Origin of the sequence: Carnobacterium divergens DSM 20623, assembly GCF_000744255.1 — a bacterium.
GTDB lineage: Bacteria > Bacillota > Bacilli > Lactobacillales > Carnobacteriaceae > Carnobacterium > Carnobacterium divergens.
Map to the genome: position 1 here is coordinate 1,978,242 of NZ_JQLO01000001.1, position 22,033 is coordinate 2,000,274.

The 22,033-nt window shown below is 34.8% G+C and carries 18 protein-coding genes; 6 read left to right on the plus strand and 12 right to left on the minus strand.

Features of this window, described 5'->3' with window-relative positions; all coding sequences use genetic code 11:
- Positions 1-16 precede the first annotated feature (16 nt).
- From BR52_RS09490 to BR52_RS09515, 6 genes are all read right to left on the minus strand, one after another.
- Positions 17-757 carry a WxL domain-containing protein gene (locus tag BR52_RS09490; RefSeq protein WP_034571964.1) on the minus strand — a complete coding sequence of 247 codons (741 nt, stop codon included), beginning with the start codon at positions 755-757 and terminating at the stop codon, positions 17-19.
- A 51-nt stretch (positions 758-808) separates the two neighbouring features.
- The gene (locus tag BR52_RS09495) at positions 809-1,576 is read right to left on the minus strand and encodes a WxL domain-containing protein (protein ID WP_034571966.1); all 768 of its coding nucleotides are present in this window, start codon (positions 1,574-1,576) and stop codon (positions 809-811) included.
- A gap of 2 nt (positions 1,577-1,578) precedes the next feature.
- Positions 1,579-1,920, minus strand: coding sequence for an LPXTG cell wall anchor domain-containing protein (locus tag BR52_RS09500; protein WP_034571976.1), 342 nt, complete (start codon positions 1,918-1,920; stop codon positions 1,579-1,581).
- Positions 1,921-1,931: 11 nt separating this feature from the next.
- Positions 1,932-4,820 (minus strand): pectate lyase-like adhesive domain-containing protein, encoded by a 2,889-nt coding sequence (locus BR52_RS09505; protein WP_051915696.1) that lies wholly within the window; start codon positions 4,818-4,820, stop codon positions 1,932-1,934.
- A 302-nt stretch (positions 4,821-5,122) separates the two neighbouring features.
- On the minus strand, positions 5,123-6,904 hold the full coding sequence (locus BR52_RS09510) for an ABC transporter ATP-binding protein (protein ID WP_034571979.1): 1,782 nt from the start codon (positions 6,902-6,904) through the stop codon (positions 5,123-5,125).
- The gene (locus tag BR52_RS09515) at positions 6,891-8,651 is read right to left on the minus strand and encodes an ABC transporter ATP-binding protein (protein WP_034571982.1); all 1,761 of its coding nucleotides are present in this window, start codon (positions 8,649-8,651) and stop codon (positions 6,891-6,893) included. The genes BR52_RS09510 and BR52_RS09515 overlap by 14 nt, the downstream gene beginning before the upstream one ends.
- Positions 8,652-8,844: 193 nt before the next feature.
- Here BR52_RS09515 and BR52_RS09520 point away from each other — a divergent pair, with 193 nt between their 5' ends.
- Entirely contained in the window at positions 8,845-10,359 is a 1,515-nt protein-coding gene (locus BR52_RS09520; protein WP_034571985.1) for a helix-turn-helix domain-containing protein, read from the plus strand.
- Between the two features lie 45 nt (positions 10,360-10,404).
- On the opposite strand, the gene BR52_RS09525 is transcribed toward BR52_RS09520, so the two are convergent.
- Together BR52_RS09525 and BR52_RS09530 are read right to left on the minus strand one after the other, a co-directional pair.
- Positions 10,405-10,605, minus strand: a complete 201-nt coding sequence (locus BR52_RS09525; protein WP_147291892.1) for a hypothetical protein — start codon at positions 10,603-10,605, stop codon at positions 10,405-10,407.
- A 56-nt stretch (positions 10,606-10,661) separates the two neighbouring features.
- On the minus strand, positions 10,662-12,038 hold the full coding sequence (locus tag BR52_RS09530; RefSeq protein ID WP_034571991.1) for a helix-turn-helix domain-containing protein: 1,377 nt from the start codon (positions 12,036-12,038) through the stop codon (positions 10,662-10,664).
- Positions 12,039-12,309: 271 nt separating this feature from the next.
- On the opposite strand from BR52_RS09530, the gene BR52_RS09535 reads away from it, so the two are divergent.
- A complete protein-coding gene (locus BR52_RS09535; protein WP_034571994.1) occupies positions 12,310-13,146 on the plus strand; it encodes an AraC family transcriptional regulator in 837 nt (278 codons plus the stop codon).
- 90 nt (positions 13,147-13,236) lie between these two features.
- Positions 13,237-14,496 carry a voltage-gated chloride channel family protein gene (locus BR52_RS09540; protein ID WP_034573815.1) on the plus strand — a complete coding sequence of 420 codons (1,260 nt, stop codon included), beginning with the start codon at positions 13,237-13,239 and terminating at the stop codon, positions 14,494-14,496.
- A 64-nt stretch (positions 14,497-14,560) separates the two neighbouring features.
- On the opposite strand, the gene BR52_RS09545 is transcribed toward BR52_RS09540, so the two are convergent.
- Positions 14,561-14,854, minus strand: coding sequence for a hypothetical protein (locus BR52_RS09545; protein ID WP_034571997.1), 294 nt, complete (start codon positions 14,852-14,854; stop codon positions 14,561-14,563).
- Positions 14,855-15,300: 446 nt separating this feature from the next.
- Here BR52_RS09545 and BR52_RS09550 point away from each other — a divergent pair, with 446 nt between their 5' ends.
- The 3 genes from BR52_RS09550 to BR52_RS09560 all read left to right on the plus strand — a co-directional run bounded on the left by BR52_RS09550 (position 15,301) and on the right by BR52_RS09560 (position 18,407).
- Positions 15,301-15,846 (plus strand): hypothetical protein, encoded by a 546-nt coding sequence (locus BR52_RS09550; RefSeq protein ID WP_034572001.1) that lies wholly within the window; start codon positions 15,301-15,303, stop codon positions 15,844-15,846.
- 139 nt (positions 15,847-15,985) lie between these two features.
- The gene (gene copZ / locus BR52_RS09555) at positions 15,986-16,195 is read left to right on the plus strand and encodes a copper chaperone CopZ (protein WP_034572004.1); all 210 of its coding nucleotides are present in this window, start codon (positions 15,986-15,988) and stop codon (positions 16,193-16,195) included.
- Between the two features lies 1 nt (position 16,196).
- Positions 16,197-18,407 carry a heavy metal translocating P-type ATPase gene (locus BR52_RS09560; RefSeq protein ID WP_034572007.1) on the plus strand — a complete coding sequence of 737 codons (2,211 nt, stop codon included), beginning with the start codon at positions 16,197-16,199 and terminating at the stop codon, positions 18,405-18,407.
- Between the two features lie 39 nt (positions 18,408-18,446).
- Here BR52_RS09560 and BR52_RS09565 read toward each other — a convergent pair whose 3' ends face one another.
- The 3 genes from BR52_RS09565 to nrdE form a co-directional block, all read right to left on the minus strand.
- On the minus strand, positions 18,447-18,644 hold the full coding sequence (locus BR52_RS09565) for a hypothetical protein (RefSeq protein WP_034572010.1): 198 nt from the start codon (positions 18,642-18,644) through the stop codon (positions 18,447-18,449).
- A 172-nt stretch (positions 18,645-18,816) separates the two neighbouring features.
- A complete protein-coding gene (gene nrdF, locus BR52_RS09570) occupies positions 18,817-19,776 on the minus strand; it encodes a class 1b ribonucleoside-diphosphate reductase subunit beta (protein ID WP_034572013.1) in 960 nt (319 codons plus the stop codon).
- A 100-nt stretch (positions 19,777-19,876) separates the two neighbouring features.
- A complete protein-coding gene (nrdE, locus tag BR52_RS09575; RefSeq protein WP_034573818.1) occupies positions 19,877-22,033 on the minus strand; it encodes a class 1b ribonucleoside-diphosphate reductase subunit alpha in 2,157 nt (718 codons plus the stop codon).

A 22,033-nucleotide genomic window follows, 5' to 3' on the forward strand; every position in this document is an offset into this window, starting at 1 on the left:
AACGATAGTTTAGTTTTTATGGTTGTGTTTCTACATGTGGAACATCTGCTAATGTCCATGTTAATTCTGTTGTATATTCTTCTGCGTATTTAGTTGTGCTTCCTGGTACAGCTAGCGTTACACTTGTTTCTTTATTTGTATCATCACCAAAACGATAGACCCACGTTCCAGCACCTTCTCCTGTTTTAGCTCCAACGATATTTTGAGAAACACCTGCTCCGTCTTCATCAATTGTTAAATCAAAGCTTTTATTTACTAATGAAGGAACTGTTGAAGTTGAAATTGAATCAACTTGTCCATTTTTAACAGAAATTAAAGCGCCGTCTAGAGTACCGCTTGCTGAAGCAAATTGTGTATCTTGTTTTACTTGAACAGTCCAACCATTCGCGCCCCCACGCTTATCTGTTACTTGCAAATAATTTGGACGGAATGTTCCATCAGACAAGATTTGTGCTTTTGCATTGTACACTTCATCTTTAGTTGTAATTTTTTGTTCATCAAATCCAAATGATGACGCAAAGTCAATACTTAATGGTCCAGCTGTTCCTGGATCAGGGTTTGTACCATCTGGGTCAACAGGCGTTACTTCACTACCTGGATTCGTTGGATCAACGGGTGGGGTAATTGACGTATCTTGCACAAATTTTACTTTAGCGTTTGATTTATAGGTACCAGCAGTTGCTGCTGATGCTGTTCCTCCGATTGTTAGTGCTACTAATGCTACTGCCCCAGCAGTTAAGATTGTTTGTTTTTTCATTTTTATTTCCCCTTTAGTTTCATTTTTTTTAGTGCTTAATTGATAAAAATATTAGGCATTTTCTTCTGGTGTATTTGCTGGAACATCACTTAATGTCCAAGTTAAGTCTGTTGAATATTTAACAGCATCTTTTGGAGTTGTTCCTGGAATAGATAATGTGATGGCTTTATTTTTTTGAACGGTTTCGCCATTAACTTCTGTATCCTCAAGTGTTCCAAAAACATCTAACCATGTTAATGCTCCCCCGCCTGGCGCTGCACTCATTACAGTTGAAGCTTCTCCCGTTGGGTTTAATACAACATCTTTAACGATTGGCGCAGTGATAGTTGTTGCTGCACTAACTGCTCGTCCACTTGTAAACGAAAGAACAGCTCCGACTAATTCTTTATTTGTTGTTGTTGCATTTTTTAATTGACCTTCTTGTTTCACAGTTAACGTCCAACCACCATTTGTACCACGAGTATCTGTCACTTGAACAAAGTTTTCTCTTGTTGTTCCATCATCTAATTTTTGTGGTTCAGCAAAGTAAGTCACATCTTTGTTGGTGATTTTATTTTGACCAAAGCTTAGGCTTGAAGCATAATCAATACTTAATGGTCCCGCTGTTCCTGGATTTGGTTTTTCACCGTCTGGATCAGTTGGCGTTACTTCTTTTCCTGGATCTGTTGGATCAACTGGTGGTGTAATGCCATCATTTGGTACAAATTCTACTGAACCCGTTGATTTGTATACTCCTCCATCAGCTGCTAAAGCTACTGACGTGGTGCTTAATGCGGTTAATACGATTGCAGATGTTGCGATTAGTTTAGTTAATTTCATTTTTATTTCCCCCAAATTGTTTTTTTATAAATGAATATGCTACCTACTAAAAAGATAAAACCCACTAACAAACTCTGTTGACTTGAAGACTCCCCTGTTTGTGGCAATCGGTTTAAGTGAGGTGTTGTTGTACCAATAGTTGTTGGCAAAGTGCCATTAGGTACAGGTGTTACTGGTATTGGCTTACTATCTGGTTTATCACTTGGGTACTCATAGGTCCCATAAAAACTGATTTCACCAGTAGATTGATAACCTTGATTTGATTCTGCAAGTACCTCTTTAAAGGGAAAAATACTGAACAGAATCACAACTGAAAAGATGAAACTTTTTCTTAAAGTGCTCATATTCTTCCTCCTTATGGGGTATCTTGTAAAGTCCAAGTGATAGAGCCTGTATACTCTTCTGGATAAGCTTCACCTGCATCTATTGATAAGGATAGGCCATCTCCATTAGGGATCCAACCATTGGTGATTGAAACAGGATCATCATCCACATTTGTATTTTCATAAATTGTAATAGCAGAGGTTCCCAATATTTGCTGCTTACCGGCTTTTGAATACCTTACCGCCTGTGGCAATGTTTTATTCGTTGCACTGGTTAACACTCGATCCATTTTAGCTGTCAGTGTCCAACTTAACTTGTCGGCTCTTGTATCCTCAACAACTAAGTCACCATCCATACCTGCTATAGGATATTGCGTTGTCTTAGCTCCTAGCGGCAGTTCCTCTCCAAATGAAATATCCTTTGGTGCACTAATAAACGAAAGTTCTCCGTCTGCCACTGTCACTGTTGTTGCTGGTGGGAAGATAGCATCATAGAGCGTTTTTTGAGTGACTGGATTTTTATTTCCAACCGTATCGGTTAAGAAAATCTGAACCTTGTCCCCTATTGTTAAGCGAGGTCCAGGTGTTGGAATTTCCCACGTCCCATCTGGTTGAACAATCGCTGAAATGATTGTTCCATCAATTTTGGCATCTACACCATTAATGGTATAGGTTACAGTTGCACCTGGTTCCCCGTTGATTCCCTTAATTTTTTTACTTGCAATCGTAAATTTCCCAGTCAATTCTGCTGGCTTTGGTGGCGTTACATCAGATACAACCGTTGTTCCAGGTTCTTCACTAAGGTAAGGACCTCTTACTGCAGTCGCAGATAGTGTCGTTCCTGCCTTATAAAAACTAGAAACTTTGTAACTAATGTACCCATCTTTATCAGTTACTAAGTCTTTTTGGACAAGCGATCCATCATCCGCTGTAACTGTAACTTTGGCTTGACCTGCTGAGGCATATACCGGAATATAAGTGATGTTTCCATCCTCATCTGAACCATTATTATCGGGAACCGTTCCAATTTGTACACGACCTTTTACAGTTAGGTTGGCATCTGTTACCGGTGAAAGCTCTACAATTGGATTTTGATTCATCCCTGAAATACGGCGAAACTTATTGGTTCTAAAGTTCGTTTGTAAGGCAGGCTCTGTTGAGGTAACGACTTGTGTGTTTGCTGGACCTGTTGCTGTTAAATTGCCAACTAACGCATACGTTAAAGATGACGGACCTAAGACATCTACTCCCATATTCCATAAGTCAATGTCGGAATCTGAAATCGATAATTTATTAGCCGCTCCTGTTATTCCAACCGCTGATGATGTACCTAAATTTCGAATATCGTATTGGGCAGGTTTACTTAAATCAAATACGTTATTACTACCCGAAGCAATATTCACTAGTGGTACCGAACTTACACCAATTGTGTAGAAATAGGCTCCTTCTTCAACTTTAAATACACTATTGCTTGCATTAAAGTTTACTACTGCACCAGATGCTAATTTACTAGTTAAGTTCGTAATAGACCCTTTTTTAGCAGTAAAGGTACTGCCAGATAAGTCAAAACGAACGGCATTTCCTGGCATATTTACATTGAAAACAGCATTCTCGCCAATTGTCATACTCTTATAATATTGATAAACCGCTGGATAGGCTGTTCCAGTTTGAGTTTGCCCTAATTTCACATTGGCCCCTTCACCAATTGTAAATTCTTGACTTGCTCCTGTTTCACCTGCACTAGAATTCTCTACAAACCAAATAACTGAGAAGTTATAATAGTTTACGTTTCCAATGTATTTTGTCCCCGGTTCAATAACCATACTTCCCACATAAAAGTTTTCAGCTCTGGTGTCGAGATTATTATTTCCATACATCGTAACCTCAGCATGATAGGCTCTGATAACACGTTGCACATTGGCTTTTGTTACAATATTTCCAAGTCTGAATTTCCAGTTTCTTGTATTGGCTGAACCATAGCCACTATTCACAAATGCTTCATTGTATGCGTTGTTGCTCATAATCATATCGTGAATATGAAAAACGGATCCTGCCACACTTGGATTATTGACTCTTAAATCATAATTACGCATCTCTAAAAGAAAGCCTCCTCCATCAATTTCAATGGGAGTTGTTCTAAAAGAAGTTGCACTACTTGCTGTAATTTCATTTTTCATTATGATCTTAGTTGTTGTAGGCTCATCATAAGCTGCTTTAAATTCTGCCCATGTGCTTACTTCAACTTCACCCGCTGCTCGTGCCATCATTCTTGATTGAACAGCAACTGGTACGTCTGCTTCATTTGCTTGAGAGTTCGTTGATTGCTCTTTTGATGATTGGTTTGGGTCAGTCTCTGGTTTTGTTGATTCTGGATTACTAGTTGTAGGTAGCTTTAAAGTCAACTCATCTGAATGAATGACTGAATCTTCGTAAGAGGTGACCGCTTTTAAGGTATACTCTCCAGTCTGGTTCACTGTAAAGCTAACAAGTACAGATTGTTCTTGGAACTCAGTAACTACTGGTACATTTTCACTCGTTGCTAATTCAGATGATTGTCCTTGGTTGGATTGGTTTGTTTTTTCAAATGGTTGAATGACCAATTCCTTTTTTTCTGTATCCAACGACACTTTATTCTCACTTTGCAAGGAAGCTAATGTTTCTTGATAGGTTAGTCCTTCAGGTACAGGTATCCGAATCTCTTCTGTTAAATAGGGACTAAATGTAATTAAGACATCGACTTGGTTAGCTATTGAAGATTGTATTGCTTGTTCTATTTTTACATATTGTGTTTCAGCATTTGCTGCGTCCGTTGCTTTAACACTTGGATCTTTCTTTAGTTGTTGAATGGATAAGCCACTAATAATTAAAGAAAGAAGCACGACGATACTCAACACTATTTTATAATTTTGTTTTAATTTCATTTTGGTATCCTCCTTTCTTTCGTATTTTATTACTTATTGCGTTCCCCCTTACTTATCAAGAATAGCAAAAAATGAAATTGCTTTTGTCCATTTTTTTCTCAATTTTCTCAAAGTTATTTGAACAAAATCGAACAAAAGATTGTTAAAAAAGCGTTTCTATCAGTTATTTAACTGTTTATTTTAGTAAATAGAATATAGAAATACGATTAAAACCCTCGTTATATTTTAAAAATAGACACAACTAAAAAGAAGCCGATGATTTTATTCATCGCCTTCTTTTTACCTTTGTTATAAAAAAGTTCTTACAATTCTTGTAATAAATCAAATTGTGATTGATACAGTTCATAATAAGGACCTTTTTCTACCATCAATTCCTCATGGCTTCCTGCTTCCATAACACTCCCTTGATCGATATAGAAAATACGTGAGCTATTTTTGATCGTGGACAAACGGTGAGCAATAATAAATGACGTCCGACCTTCTAGTAATTTTTCTAACCCTTTTTGTAATAATGTTTCCGTTTTCGTATCAATACTAGAAGTTGCCTCATCTAAAATCAAAATTTTAGGATTTGCCAATAACGTTCGTGCGAATGAAATTAGTTGACGCTGTCCGGCTGAAAGAGTACTGCCTCTTTCTTTCACTGCTGTATGATAACCATCCTTTAATTCTGAAATAAAATCATGTGCTCTGACAATTTTAGCAGCTGCCACGACCTCTTCTTCTGTGGCGTCTAATTTCCCATAACGAATATTTTCCATAATCGTTCCTGAAAAAATAAAGGTATCTTGCAGCATCACACCCATTTGTTTACGTAAGGATTCCAACGTTACTTTTCGTAGGTCGATGCCGTCAATTAAAATTTCTCCCTCATTAATATCATAAAAACGACTCAATAAGTTAATGACTGTTGTCTTTCCGGCTCCAGTTGGACCAACTAACGCAATTGATTCACCCGGTTCTACATGAAAATTGATATTTTTTAAGATATCTTTTCCCTCTTCATAGCGGAAAGTCACATTTCTAAAGAGTACATCTCCTTTGATAGGTGGCATTTCAATCGCTGTTGGACTATCTTTAATATCTGGTTCTACATCCAGCGTTTCAAAAATCCGTTCAAGATAAGCCGTTGCAGTAATTAATGAGTTATAAAAATTCCCAATGTTGATGACTGGATTCCAAAAATTATTCACATAACCAATAAAAGCAATCAACGTTCCCGTAGTAATATCTACGCCAATTCCACGAATCCCGACATAATAAATTAAGGAAGTCGTAATCACCGCAATATTTTGTACCCCTGGCCATAATAAAAACTGAATACTAACAGCTTTCATCCATGAAGCTCGATAATTTTTACTTACTTCAGAAAAAATCTCATCATTTACATTTTCCCTTGCAAAGGATTGCGTAACTTTAATGCCTGCAATGCTTTCATGAATATACGCATTCATATTCGATTGCTTGTTACTTAAATCTTGATAAGCTTTACGCTGTTTATTTTTGATAAACATCACAAAGACAAACAATACTGGCAACAAAACTAAACTATATAACGTTAACTTCCAATCAATAGCTAACATAAAAATCAACGTGATTACAACACTTAAAATATCTGAAATTAAGTTAATTAAACCGTTCGATAATAAATCACTCAACGTATTGATGTAATTGACCACACGAATCAATATTTTCCCATGAGGACGACTGTCAAAATAAGAAAATGGTAGCTTTTGCAAATGCTCAAAAATAGCTGAGCGCATATCCTTTAATATATCCTGTCCAATTACTGTAATGGACTGAATACGATACCACATACACCAACCCGTTACAATTACAGAGGCTAGAAAAGCTACACCAACCCATATCAACAAAGTCATATTTTTAGTTGGAAGCACATCATCAATGACAACTTTGCTTAAATATGGTCCTAGCATCATTGCAATATTCGCAATTAAAATAACAAACAACGTTTGATAAATCGGCTTTTTATAAGGTTTAACATAAAACAATAATCGTTTAAAATCTTCTCTATTAAATTCCTGAGCCAACTCTTCATCTACATCAAATTTATTCCTCGCCATTACTTGCTTCCTCCTTTTCATCAAAATTGCCTAGCTGTTTATTAAAGACATCATAATAATAGCCTTTTTTAGCTAACAAAGATTCATGCGTTCCTCGTTCAATTATCTTACCTTGCTCCAAGATCAAAATCTCATCCGCATCTTTCACAGATGAAATGCGATGGGCAATAATAAATGTTGTCTTATTCCCGGTAATTCCATCAAGTTCCTCTTGAATCTTCGTTTCTGTTTCCATATCAACTGCTGACGTCGTATCATCTAATATCAAAATAGCTGGGTTTTTCATCAATGCTCTTGCTAAAGAAATTCGTTGCTTTTGTCCACCAGATAACCCAACACCTCGTTCCCCAACAATTGTGCCATATCCTTCTGGCATCTTTTCAATAAAATGATTGGCATCTGCAATTTGAGCCATTCGTTGAATATCCGCATCCTCAGCATCCGGTACACCAAAAGCAATATTGTCCCCAATTGTATCCGAAAACAGAAAAATATCTTGCATGACGATTGCAATATGATTACGCAATTCACGAACATGCCATTTTCTAGCATCTACTCCATCTATTAAAATTTTTCCAGCTGTTGGGTCATAAAAACGAGCAATCAAATTAACTAACGTCGACTTACCTGATCCTGTTTCACCTAAAATACCAATCGTCTGACCTGGCGCTGCCTTTAAACTAATATCACTTAAAACCTCTGTGGTTGGATCATCATCAAAATGGAAAGACACATGATCAAACTCAACAAAACCTTCTAAATGTGGCACCGAATTTTCAGAATGAATTGGGATTCTTGATTTTGCTCCTAGCATTTCACGAATTTTAAATGAAGAGGCAATAAAACGTTGCACATCGTTAATAAGCCAACCGCTCATTCGCATCGGCATATTTAACATCCATAAAAAACCTGTAAATGCGACTAAATCTCCAAGTGTCATTTGTTCGATAATCACAAGATACCCACCAAAAACAAAGGTAATAATCGTTAAGCTACTTGCTAAGGAATCCAAAATTGGCAAGTATCGTTTTGAAACTGCAGCTGAATCCATATTTCGTTGCTTAAAATCCTCATTGTGTTTATTAAATTTATCAATTTCATAGTCTTCTCTAGCAAAAGCTTTCACCACACGATTGCCACTAATATTTTCTTCTACCATTGAATTCAATCTTGAAAAACTTTCTCTAATTTCATAAAAAATAGGTTGTGCTTCATTGGCCATTCGCATCGTTAAAATCCCAATGATTGGCGTAACAGCAACTAGCGCCAACATCAAGCGCCAATCAATCGTCGCCATAACAACTACTGCGCAAATAAATAACAATAAATTCTCTAATAAATTATAAAATACCCAGGAGATAAAGTGACGAATCGCATCTGTATCACCTGTCATACGAGCCATAATATCTCCCACTCTCGTTTGATTGAAAAAATTAAAATCTAATTCTTGCAATTTTTGATATAGATCTTCTCGTATCCGAAACAATGAATCTTGACCAATTTTTTCAAACATGATTTGATAGCAATATCGCAACACCGTTCTTAAAAAAGCAACGCCCATCATCACACCTAGTATCGGAACCAGTAAATTTGTTTTTCCTTGATCAATTACAACATCAACAATTTTTCCACCTAATAATGGATAAACAATACTTAAAACTGATGTTACAATAACTAAAAAAATAGCAATTACAGTTAACAAACGATACTTCTTGGCGTATTGCCAAACCCACTTCACACTCTCCATCACACTTCCTCCTCACGTATCACTAACTACTAACAGATTAATGTATCCGGATACAAAAAAGAATGGTCATTTTTCTTATTTTTGATGGATAAAATTCTTTAATTAATTCTTGCAAAAGAGACATAATAGTTGTTTAATAAGGCATAATGGTTCACAATTAGTGTACATATTTGCAAGACAAAGGAGCATTTTTATGGAATTTTTCATCGACAAAACAGCTGAAAAAAAATTAGCACTCTTTAAACTACTTTTCTTTGCTGACGAACCAATTTCTGTAAAGGAAATTCTAACTCAATTACAGTTTTCAAAATCAACACTTTTTCGTTATTTAAAAGAACTAGAAGAAGATTTGGCTTTAACTTTTGATCCTCAAAGTTTTTTGCTTATCAATGAAAATAACGTGTACGCATATAAAAGTGAAACTCAGATTGATAAAAGTTTGATTGTGAATCGACTGAATCTGTACTATGTTAAAGGCTCGATTCGTTTTAAAATCATCCTCGCTCTTTATAAAAAACGTTACACTTCAGTTGATGAAGTTGCTAATGATCTCTATGTCAGTCCTTCTTATTTATATCGACAGCTCAAAGATATTTATACTTTTTTAGATGACTTTCATTTGAAAATCAATTTCAAACCAGACATACAACAATCGACAAATTTTGTAGGTAGCGAGATTCATTTACGCTTCTTTTTCGTCTATTTCTACTGGTCTGTTTTTAAAGGCATTGAATGGCCCTTCAAGCGCTTACCTGAATCAATGTATGATTTATATTATAAAAATGAAATTGACAAACATTTTCCAAAAGAAAATTTAGCTCCTGCTAAGGCAACCCAAATTGGTTACCTATTGACCATCACTTTTTGGAGAGTAAACTCAAGAAAAGAATATATTCAATTAGACAATGATTTAACTGAAATTCTTACAGCTATTTGTGAAATCAATGATATTTCAAGCTCCATTGCGACAACTTGGACTCAATTACCAGAAAATATTGTCACTCAAGAAAAATTATTTTTTAATTTTTTTACTCGGATAGTTGTAGCAAGCGTTGATAGCGATGAAATGAAGGCCGACATTGCAAAACATCTCCTAACCTTAGATTCTTCAATCATCTATTATTGTGTTTCTTTTTTAGACGAATTACAACTTTATTTCAACTTAAAAATGACACCTCAAAAAAAGATGATTAATCTTTACTACGTTATTTTATATCATCTGTACATGCGCTATATTAAGGTTGAGCATGCTAAGTACTTAAATGATCCTTTTCAATTGAAGGAATTAAATAGTCCTGTCAAACTTTCTAAATCATTAGAAGCCAGTCTTAATAAATTTTACTCTCAATTTATTAAAAAAAACCATTCATTCAATCAAAGCGATTCTTCCAAACAACTTACATTTTCGCTAAGCTACTTTATTATCAACAGCATTGAATTAGAACCGATTCCCGTTTTGGTTCACTTTTCTAATAATATTTCTGGAGAATACCTCATAAAAAACAAAATCAATACTATTTTCGGAACCTCAAACATTCGATTTATTGATGATATCGACCAAGCCTTTCTAGTTATTTCTGACTGCTACGAAGGGGCTATCCCCAATGAAAATTATTTCTATATTGAAGAAATGCATAATCCCATCATTTGGAAAGGTCTTTTTGATTTTATCCAGCAACACCTCTTCAATCATTCTTTTGCAAATTAAAAACCAGCAAGGATAACTTTTACAAGCTATCCTTGCTGGTTTAAATTATTTAAATGTTTCTTTAATCGTTTTAGCTAACTTAGTATATCGCTTTTCTAATAACGTGTATTGCTTCATAATAAAAACACTCTCATCTGCCGCAGTCATCATCAGTTCTAGCGGAACATTTTCAATGGCTTTTTCTTCATCAATCAACTCATCACAATATTGTGCATAGTACAAAATATTACTTTGAGCTCGATTCAACGCCTTAACTAACTCTATATTCCCATAAATATCAAGTTGCTCCGACCTTTGATCGTCTATACGTTTTCCGTAATCCAATTTAAAAAATCACCTCTTCTTTGATACATGGTATTATTTGTTATCACATATTTTTTGTGCTTATTTGAAAATTTATGAAGTTCGCGATCCGTCACTACAAGGCCTACTTGCTCATCTAAATAATCAACCACCTCAATATGGTCTAGTAGCTCTAATGTTAAAAATTGTCTTTTAAAACTGTGGCTATTAAAGCCATGAATTGCTACATGTAGTTTTATTTTGTCAAATTCAATAATCTCTTGCAAACACCACGCAATCGCTTCATTGCTTAAATAATCATTTTGATAATGACTTTGATTTAGCAATTTTAAACACTTATAGTAATTCATACTTTGTTTCTTAATCCCAATAAAATAATTTAACACAACTGTGCTATTGCATTTTCTTAAAATCATACATTTTTTGATTTTTAAATGAATTCGATCTTGATTTTCTTCATTCAATGTAACACCTAATATTGAATGAATATCTTTTAATACTTTTTCATAGGGTTCATCAAATTCTGACAAGCGAACTTCCTCAGTCTTTGGTAAAATTTGATGCACTGTTTCTTCTAAACCAACAATCAACTGATACCAAATAAATTTTGCCTCCATATAAATCTGCTTTGGTTTGACATCTGGTGGCAAATGATTAGACACCCACATCAAAATCGATTCAGGAACCTCAACCCGATCTTGATTTTTTACTTTAATAAAATTACCTTGCTCCCAACGTATTTTAGAGGCAATCAGAACTGTGTAAATATAAGAATTTTTAGGTGGTAACTCAATCCCTTCAAGAAGAGGATAAAGATCTTCTAGTGATTCTTTTAATTCATCTAGTTGTTCTTGATATTCATTATCTGTTTCAAGCATCAAAATAGCAATGTACTGACGTAATACTTCTTCATTTCCGATTATTTTAACTGGTGAACTTCTTTGAATTTGAAAATGTGGACTAAATTGCTCGTTAATCAAATGAATCCTTCGGTAAACTGCTGAGTAACTTAAATATTGATTGTCTGCATATTCTGTAATCGATGGAACTAGTTCTTCAAAACAGGCAAAAAACAAATTAATTAAAAGAGATTCTTGATAAAAATAATGTTTTAGTCTTTTCATAGAAAATTCTGTAGAAAAGACTGCTTGAATTAGTGAGCTTTGACGCTCCCAAGTTACTTGAACACCTAATTCTTGAAGTTTAGTTCTTTCTACTATTTCGTCAACAACTACACGTAATGTTTTTAGAGTAACCCCTAGTTCCTTTACTAGTTCTCGTTTAGAGACTAATCCATTTGGTGACTCATATAACCTTTTAATAATACTGTATTTTCTTTTCTTCTCTTTTTCTACTAAAAAACCATCCTGTTCCAATTTATTACCAGCTTCTTTCTTTTTATTTTGATAGGTTATATTTATAAGATAACATCAAAAAAGCAATTTCCTTTCTCTATTTCCAGTCCATTTCGTCCCATTTTTGTTCAAAGTTCTATTTTTCACAAAGGGGTATTTAATAACAAAGAAGCTCCTAAGTTAGTGCTTATTTTTTGAATGCCTTTTCTTTCTTTGACGAATACTTGAAATACTGTTGCCACTAGTTTCTATTTCACGTATAATAGAAAGCGCTTAAGGAGGTGTTTTAATCGTGTTACAACTAAATCCAAAAACATTTAACCCTGAAATTTTATATATTTTTGACTATTCCAATGTTGGCCCTACTACGGGACAAAATCATGCCCATGACTTTTTAGAGATGTCGATTATTATCGATGGTTCTGTTGAATATTTAATTGATGAAAAAGCTTTTTTATTAGAAAAAGAGACTATTCTTTTATTTAATCCAGGGATTCATCACTACGAACATTACGAAGCAGGTATGGAAAGTACACAGATTCATATTGGTTTTCGCAACTTTTCTTTAACGGATTTCCCCAGAGATCATTTCCCTTTTAAAACATCGATTCTAAAATTAACCAAGTTTAAAAAAGAATTTTTTGAAGTCTGTCAGGAAATTTTAGTTGAAAAAGCAAAAGGCGAAGAAGGATATGACTTAATGTTAAAGACGTTAGTTATGAAGTTGATTATTTACATTTTAAGGGATGCTGAATCCAATCATTTAGAAATTAATGCATTAAAACTATCCTATGAAGAACAAGAAAAACAAACAATTGTTAGCAATATTATTCATTATTTAGAAAAACATCATACAGAAGACGTCAGCCTATCTTCACTTTCTCAAACTTTGTACATCAGCCCTACCTATATTTCTCGTGTTTTTAAGGAGGAAACAGGTGAATCTCCGATTAATTATTTAATCAAGCTCCGGTTAACTAGAGCAAAAGAGCTACTAGAAAATCAAGAAGACATTACCGTTAAAGAAGCTGCAAACTTAGTTGGCTATAATGATGCATACTATTTTAGTAAACTTTTCAAAAAATACTATGGCAAACCACCTTCTGTTTTTATCCGAAACAAGCACTAAATCAGAAATGATGATAGGCTTGTTTTTAATTTAATGCCTTAAGTGGTAAAATGTGGTTATACTTGCACATCAGAAAGGACGTTTTTCTTGATTACTTTAAATCATCAATTAAAAAAATTAAAGAAATTAGAATTTGTAGAAATTATTTTTTATTTCATTAAATGGAGCTTTTATGCTGGTGTCGTCGGAATTCTAGTCGGCTGTTTATCGGCTTTTTTTCTTTTGACCTTAGACATGACAACTGCTGAACGGCTAGCTCACCCCTGGTTGCTTTTTGGACTGCCATTTGCTGGAGCATTTATTAGCTATCTGTATTTTAAGTTTGGAAAAAATGCTGGTCGAGGTAATAATTTAGTCATTGAGCAAGCAAATGGGGGTTCAGAAACTATCCCTAAACGATTGATACCTTTAACATTAATTGGAACACTTGCTACTCATCTTTTTGGTGGTTCTGCTGGTCGTGAAGGAACCGCTGTTCAAATGGGCGGTTCAGTTGCAGATGCTGTTGGGTCTCTTTTTAAAATTAACGCAAAAGAACGACGCATTTTAATTATTTGTGGTATGAGTGCTGGTTTTAGCTCTGTTTTTGGAACCCCTATTGCTGGAACACTTTTTGCTTTAGAAGTGCTCGCTCTAGGTTTTTTTCGTGAAGAAGGTCTATTTCCAAGTTTATGGGCTGCATTGATTGCCAATTGGGTGACCCTATCTTTTGGAGTCATTCATCATTCCTATCAAATGGGCACTATTCCTGCTGCAAGTTTTGGCTTAATAGCAAAAATTATGCTAGCGGCTTTGTGTTTTGGCTTAACCGGTCGTTTATTTAGCCGTCTAACCGACTTCTTGAAGAGCTTCTTTAAAAAATGGATTCTAAATCCTGCTTTAAGAAGTTTTATCGGCGGCGCTCTAATTATTTTGATGGTTTTTGTCGTTGGATCAAGAGATTATTTAGGTCTAAGCTTGCCGTTGATTGATCAAGCTTTTAATGGAGAAGCTCATCCCTTTGCATTTTTATTGAAGTTATTTTTTACTGCTTTTACTTTAGGAACAGGGTTTCAAGGAGGCGAAGTCACTCCGTTGTTTGTCATTGGAGCTACACTTGGAAGTACATTAGCTCCCATACTGGGGGTTGCAATCCCATTTCTTACTGGTCTTGGTTTCATCGGCGTCTTTGCTGGTGCCACAAATACACCAATCGCATGCTTTGTAATGGGGCTAGAATTATTTGGAACTAAAGCACTGCCCTATTTATTTTTAGTTTGTGTCATTAGCTATCTCTTTTCAGGAAACTTTGGCATTTATGAGTCTCAAAAAATTGGAATTCGTAAAACAAAGCTTTTTGAAGATGACTAATAAAAAAAAGCCATTGACTCTATCTTTTATTAAAAGATAAAGTCAATGGCTTTTTTTATTTTAATCACACATAGGTAAAAGGAACCGATGGACGGTTATTTTTAATCCATTCATGCAAATTCATTTCTTTAAAGTGTGGATTCTCATAATCAATTTCTTCATGTTTTTTCATACAAACATCCATATAAGCTGATGCCGTTTCACTAAATTTATTTTCTTTATCTTGACGCATTTCACTAATAATTCTAAATTCATCCTTATCTTCAATTCCTAGTAGTTCACAAGTCCGTTCCCATTCGTTGTCTTCAATTAAATTCAGCATAATATCGATAAAACATTTTAATTTTAATGGGTTCATGTTGAACCACTCCTATCTTAATTTTGAATGATTGCATAATGTTAAATAACAGAAAGATAGATACACTAATTCCTTTGGAATAGTTACAAAAACTATTTAAAATCAGTCTAACTTTCGTTTATTACAGGTATTAAGATAACATATAAAAAAAGAAATTAAAATATTTTAGTCTTTATTAACAGAAAACTCTCACCCTTTTTATACTATGAGTTGTGTTGATAAAAGCTTATTTAAGTACATTTCAAGCAGTTTATACCATCTTTTTTTGCTAATTCTCTATTTTTTTCTGAATTTCTCTAATTATTGATAAATTTAAATCCGGCTAATTTTTAGAATTTTTGATAATTCAGGCTTAGACGAATTTCAGTCTAAAGGTCTATATCTATCTCTACTTATTTCTTGTATAATTATTAAAAATACCTATTACATACAAAAAGGATAAACTAATGAAAATATACCTAGTTTTAACAGCTACAAGTAGCTTACTTTCAAAAACAATTAAATTATATACGGGTGCAAATTACAATCATGCCTCCATCGCTCTTTCCTCTGACTTAAATGATTTAACTAGCTTTGGTCGAAAGGACATTAACAATCCATTTATTGGAGGCTTTGTTAAAGAAGATATTTCCCACGCTTTTTTTCTAGACGCACAATGCTCTATTTATACGTGTGAAGTATCACCTAAAGAATACGCTCATCTAAAAAGAGAATTAGATTACTATCATCAACAACAAGATTTCTTTCGTTACAATTTTCTTGGCTTACTCGCTTTAGCTGTCAATGTAAACTACAAACGAGATCACGCTTTTTTTTGCTCTGAATTTATCGCAACACTATTAGAAGAGTGTCAGATTTATCAATTTGATAAATCTCCAAACCTTGTTACTCCCCAAGATTTACAAGCTTCTATTATTTTCAAACCTATTTATACAGGAACAATCAAAAATTATCTTGTCAAAACCCACATACCTCTGTATGACTATGTTTAAAAAACAGCTTCTAATCGAAGTTGTTTTTTATTTTGCTCTTGTTATCTTTTTCTTGACAAAAAACGATTACAAGTGTAAACTTCAATTATCACAAACGTTTACTTCTGTAATCGAAAAAAAGAGAAAGAAGGAATCTATTATGAAACAAACTTTTAAAATCACTGGAATGACTTGTCAACATTGCGTTAAAAATATTGAAACTGCTGTTCAAGAACTAAATGGTCTTAAAAAGATAAAAATTCACTTAAAAAAAGAGACTGCTTTAGTACATTACAACGAAGAACAACTTTCAAGTGAAGCGATTATCAATAAAATTACTGAAGCTGGCTATCAAGCCGAGGTGATTTAATATGAGCCAAGATAAAAATATTGCCATGGATACACTCGTACTCACTGGAATGACCTGTGCAAACTGCGCACAAAAAATTGAAAAAACATTAAATCAACAAGAAGGCGTAGAGTTCGCTAATGTCAATTTAGCAACTGAGAAAGCCACCGTCACCTTCAATACACACACAACTACCTTGGAGCAATTAATTGCAAGTATTGAAAAAACAGGTTATGGGGCTATTCGTTACGACGAAGAACATCGCGCTGAAGTAGCTAGAATCAAAGAGAAGAAAAACAAGCGGTTAAAAGTTGACTTTATTGCAAGCGCGCTTCTTAGTGCACCTATGGTTCTTGCGATGATTTTTATGTTACTTGGCTTCCACAACCCTGTTATTAATTTTTTTGAAATGCCACTTGTTCAATTTATTCTAGCAACTCCAGTTCAATTTATCATTGGTTGGCGCTTTTATAAAGGAGCCTATCACGCTATTAAATCGCTATCTCCCAATATGGATGTCTTAGTTGCAATGGGAACTTCTGCTGCCTATGCTCTTAGTGTCTACAACGGGTTCTTTTCTGGGAATAGCCATGAGCTTTACTTTGAAAGTAGTGCTGTGATCATTACATTGATTCTATTAGGAAAATATTTAGAGCATAATGCAAAAAATAAAACCGGATCAGCGATTAAACAACTGATGGCGCTACAAGCAAAATCTGCAGTCGTCATTCGAGATGGCAAAGAAATAACTGTTCCAATTGAAGAAGTTCAACCTCATGATCTATTAAGTATTAAACCTGGTGAAAAAATTCCCGTTGACGGAAACATTATCGAAGGTAGTAGCTCATTAGATGAAAGTATGCTTACAGGTGAAAGCTTACCTGTTGACAAGACAACAGGCGACAATGTATTTGGTGGCACTGTCAATACCAATGGTCGTTTAGTGGTTGAAGCGACTAAAATTGGCAGCGAAACTGCTCTTTCTCGTATCATTCAAATGGTAGAAGAAGCTCAAGGCAGCAAAGCTCCGATCCAACAAATTGCCGATCGAATTTCAGCGATTTTCGTGCCAATCGTACTCGTAGTTGCATTAGCAACCTTAGTCATCACTGGATTTCTCACTCAAAATTGGGAAACAGCCTTGATTCATAGTGTAGCTGTATTAGTTATCGCCTGCCCTTGTGCATTGGGACTTGCTACACCAACTGCAATTATGGTTGGAACGGGACTTGGTGCTAAAAACGGAATATTAATCAAAGGGGGCGAATCCTTAGAAGCCGCTGCAAAAATCCAAGCGATTATTTTAGACAAAACGGGTACAATTACAAAAGGAAAACCTGACGTTACCGATTATGAAACACGTCCAAATACTGATAAAAATGAAATTCTCTCTTGGATGATGGCACTTGAAAAAAATTCAGAACACCCTCTTGGCAAAGCTATTTTCAATTATGGCGCACAAAAAATAGCTATCGATACTCCAAAAGTCGATGACTTCAAAGCCTTAGTTGGATCTGGTATTTCAGGAACAATTAATGGAATGCCGATGTATATGGGAGCCAAACGTTTAATGATTGAAAAAGGAATTGATTTTTCTTATTTTGAAAAAGATATCGAAAGGTTAGAAGCAAGTGGCAAAACAGCAATGCTTTTTGCTAAAGAAGATCAATGTTTAGCAATGATTGCTGTAGCTGATCAAATTAAAGACACGTCAAAAGAGGCCATTGAAAAACTAAAACAACTCAATGTAGATGTGTATATGCTAACGGGTGATAATCGCTTAACTGCAGAAAGTATTGGTCGTGAAGTTGGTTTAACAGCTGATCACATTTTTGCAGAAGTCTTACCTGAAGACAAAGCAAACCATGTTGTAAAACTACAAAAGCAAGGTCTTTTGGTTGCTATGGTTGGCGATGGCATTAATGATGCTCCGGCACTTGCCACAGCTGACGTTGGAATTGCGATGGGCACTGGAACTGACATTGCGATGGAAGCTTCTGATATTACCTTAATGAATGGCGACTTAAACAGCATTCCAAAAACCATCCATTTATCTAAAATCACTTTAAGTAAAATCAAGCAAAACTTATTTTGGGCATTTATTTACAATACGATTGGCATTCCCTTTGCTGCTTTTGGTTTATTAAATCCAATTGTTGCAGGCGGGGCGATGGCCTTTAGTTCTGTAAGTGTCTTGATTAATTCACTAAGCTTAAATCGCAGAAAAATCTAATACAAAAGCCCTGAATTAAAAATAATTCAGGGCTTTTTGCTATTCTTTTTTTCGATTTTTTAAATTAATGACTAATAATACGGCGAAAATAATGGCAATGACTAATAATCCAAACAGACAAATTTTAACCAATAACATATTCTTCGTAAAGAAATAAAGTCCTAAGAATAGAATAATTAAAATTGAATAGATTGAACTTAATTGACTAATCAATTTTTTTTGATCAATATTTTTCATAAACGCTGGCACTCCTTATTCACATTAGTAGCTAAAGCATACCTTAATTTCTTGATGATATCAAATATTTTCAAAATCAGTAAACGATTTTCACAGTTTTTTAAAATTTCCTTACTTTATATTAAAAAAAGTTGTTCAAGAAAGACCACAGCCTCCACTGAACAACTCGTTTTTAAAATTCATAATCTGATTTTTGCATAGGTTCTACAACGCCTAATAAATAACCATTTCCCACTTGTGAGAAGAAATCATGATTACTTGTTCCAGCCGAAATCCCATTCATCACGATTGGGTTAACGTCCTCTGCATTATCAGGGAATAACGCATCCATACCTAAATTCATTAACGCTTTGTTTCCGTTATAACGTAAGAAGACTTTTACTTCCTCTGTCCAACCCACTGTATCGTATAACAATTCTGTATACTTCACTTCATTTTCATACAGTTTGTACAACAACTCATATGTCCAACCTTTAAGAGCCATCTGCTCTTCTTCTGGCAGTTCATTGAAGCCTAATTGGAACTTATAACCAATGTACGTACCATGAACTGATTCATCGCGAATAATCAATTTAATGATTTCTGCCACGTTTGGTAGTTTGTTGATTCCCAAGTAGTAAAGTGGTGTGTAAAATCCTGAATAGAACAAGAATGTTTCAAGAAAAACGCTGGCTACTTTCTTTTGTAAAGGCGATCCATTTTGGTAAATATCATTGATAATACGCGCTTTTTCTTGAAGAAAAGCATTTGTATTTGTCCAATCAAAAATTTCTTCGATTTCTCTTGGTGTATTCAACGTGCTAAAAATAGACGAATAGCTTTTAGCATGGACCGATTCCATAAATTGAATATTATTAAAAACAGCTTCTTCGTGAGGAGAGCGAACATCGGCTTTCAATGCTTCAATTCCATCTTGTGATTGTAGTGTATCTAGTAAAGTTAAACCACCAAAAACACGCTCTACTAATGTTTTTTCGATGCTAGACAGCTTGCGCCAATCATCTAAATCATTTGAAATTGGAATACGTGTATCTAACCAAAATTGTTCTGTTAGTTTTTCCCAAGTTTTTTTATCAATTATATCTTCAAAGCTATTCCAATTTATCGCAGCATAGTTTTCTGATTCTGTCATCGTCTAAAATCCCTTCTTATCCAAACAGCATTCAAAATCAATGACTCATTTTAGATAAAATGAACCATCGACTTTGAAGCGTGCATTCGTTTATTCTTATTTAAATCGAGCAACTTTCACAGGCATTACTTCCAATTTCTTGTGTATCGTCAGTAAATGTGCGGATATAATAGATTGATTTTACACCTTTATGGAAGGCGTAGTTACGCAAAATACTTAAATCTCTAGTTGTTTGTTTATCAGAAGTTTTCCATTCATATAGACCATCTGGCATCGTTGAACGCAAGAATAGCGTTAAGCTCATTCCTTGATCAATATGTTGTTGTGCCGCAGCGTAAACATCGATGACCTTACGCATATCCATGTCGTAGGCTGACGTATAATAAGGAATTGTATCATCCGATAAGAATGGTGCTGGATAATAAGTTTTACCTGTTTTCTTTTCTTGACGCTCTTCAATTCTTTGCGTGATTGGGTGCAAGCTTGCACTTGTTTCATTGACATATGAAATCGAGCCATTTGGAGCTACTGCTAAACGGTTTTGATTGTATAAACCATGAGCTTTCACACTTTCACGTAAGTTTTCCCAATCTTCTGGTGTTGGGATAAAAATGCCTTCAAATAATTCTTTGATTTTATCGGTTTCAGGGAACCAAGCTTCGTTGATATATTTATCAAAGTAAGTGCCTGATGCATAATCAGATTCAGCAAAGCTAGCAAAGGTTTCTCCACGTTCTTTAGCAATCGCATTGCTTTCTACTAGTGTCCAGTAGTTTAACAGTAAGAAATAGATATTGATGAAGTCAACCGATTCAGTTGAACCATAGTGAATATGATTCTTCGCTAAATACGTGTGTAAACCCATTGCGCCTAAACCAATCGTATGGGCTTCATCATTTCCGCGCTTAATTGAAGGTACCACACCAATTGATGAGCTATCTGTAATAAATGTCAACGCACGCGTCATCACTCGAACTGATTTTCCAAAATCTGGTGACTCCATTAAATTCACGATATTGCTTGAACCTAAGTTACAGCTGATATCTGTTCCAATCACTTGATAGCTTTGATCGTCATTAATCACGGATGGTTTTTGAACTTGTAAAATCTCTGAACACAAGTTACTCATTAGAATTTTACCGCTAATTGGATTGCTACGGTTAGCAGTATCAATGTTAATAATGTAAGGATAGCCTGATTCTTGTTGCAATTTACTGATTTCAATTTCTAAATCACGGGCTTTAATTTTTGATTTTTTGATTTCAGGGTTATTTACTAGTTCATCGTATTTAGCTGTGATGTCGATATAAGAGAATGGCTCGCCATAAATGCGCTCCACATCATATGGACTAAATAAATACATATAATCATCGTTTTTTGCCAACTCATAAAATTTATCTGGAACCACTAGCCCAAGAGATAGAGTTTTCACACGAACTTTTTCATCGGCATTTTCTTTTTTAGTCGCTAAGAAAGACACCACATCTGGATGGAAAACACTTAGATAAACCGCTCCAGCACCTTGACGTTGACCTAGTTGGTTACTATATGAAAAACTATCCTCTAGCAATTTCATTACAGGCACTACACCACTTGCAGCTCCTTCATAACCTTTAATAGGGTCACCTGCAGCACGTAAGTTAGAAAGTGAAATCCCAACTCCACCACCAATTCTTGATAATTGCAAAGCACTATTAATTCCACGTCCGATACTGTTCATATCATCCGTTAATTGTAATAAGAAACAAGATACCAATTCCCCACGACGTTTTCGACCTGCATTTAAAAATGAAGGTGTCGCTGGCTGGTAACGTTGGCTGATTAGTTCTTCTGCTAAATCCATTGCCAATTGTTCATTGCCATCTGCAAAGTACAACGCATTAAAGGCGATACGATCTTCGTAACGTTCTAAATAGCGCATATTGTCGTTGGTTTTTAACGCATATTGAGTATAAAATTTATGAGCTCCCATAAATGAACGGAAACGGAATTTTTTGTCATAAACTTGTTGGAATAATTTCTTGATAAATTCAAATGAATAATTGCTTAAAAACGCTTCTTCTACATAATCATTTTCAACCAAATAATCAATTTTCTCTTTTAAGGAATGAAAAAAAACAGTGTTTGGGTTTACATGCTCTAGAAAATAAGCACGAACCGCTTCTTTATCTTTATGTAGTTGGATTTTACCATCTACAGGAATATTTAATTGGTTGTTTAACTTGAAGTAGCTCGGGTTGTGTTGTTCTTTTGGAAT

Bases quoted from the DNA above. Each gene is read 5' to 3' on its own strand.
- BR52_RS09490 (WP_034571964.1), bottom strand. From the start codon at position 757: ATGAAAAAACAAACAATCTTAACTGCTGGGGCAGTAGCATTAGTAGCA.
- BR52_RS09495 (WP_034571966.1), bottom strand. From the start codon at position 1,576: ATGAAATTAACTAAACTAATCGCAACATCTGCAATCGTATTAACCGCA.
- BR52_RS09500 (WP_034571976.1), bottom strand. From the start codon at position 1,920: ATGAGCACTTTAAGAAAAAGTTTCATCTTTTCAGTTGTGATTCTGTTC.
- BR52_RS09505 (WP_051915696.1), bottom strand. From the start codon at position 4,820: ATGAAATTAAAACAAAATTATAAAATAGTGTTGAGTATCGTCGTGCTT.
- BR52_RS09510 (WP_034571979.1), bottom strand. From the start codon at position 6,904: ATGGCGAGGAATAAATTTGATGTAGATGAAGAGTTGGCTCAGGAATTT.
- BR52_RS09515 (WP_034571982.1), bottom strand. From the start codon at position 8,651: ATGGAGAGTGTGAAGTGGGTTTGGCAATACGCCAAGAAGTATCGTTTG.
- BR52_RS09520 (WP_034571985.1), top strand. From the start codon at position 8,845: ATGGAATTTTTCATCGACAAAACAGCTGAAAAAAAATTAGCACTCTTT.
- BR52_RS09545 (WP_034571997.1), bottom strand. From the start codon at position 14,854: ATGAACCCATTAAAATTAAAATGTTTTATCGATATTATGCTGAATTTA.
- BR52_RS09550 (WP_034572001.1), top strand. From the start codon at position 15,301: ATGAAAATATACCTAGTTTTAACAGCTACAAGTAGCTTACTTTCAAAA.
- copZ (WP_034572004.1), top strand. From the start codon at position 15,986: ATGAAACAAACTTTTAAAATCACTGGAATGACTTGTCAACATTGCGTT.
- BR52_RS09560 (WP_034572007.1), top strand. From the start codon at position 16,197: ATGAGCCAAGATAAAAATATTGCCATGGATACACTCGTACTCACTGGA.
- BR52_RS09565 (WP_034572010.1), bottom strand. From the start codon at position 18,644: ATGAAAAATATTGATCAAAAAAAATTGATTAGTCAATTAAGTTCAATC.
- nrdF (WP_034572013.1), bottom strand. From the start codon at position 19,776: ATGACAGAATCAGAAAACTATGCTGCGATAAATTGGAATAGCTTTGAA.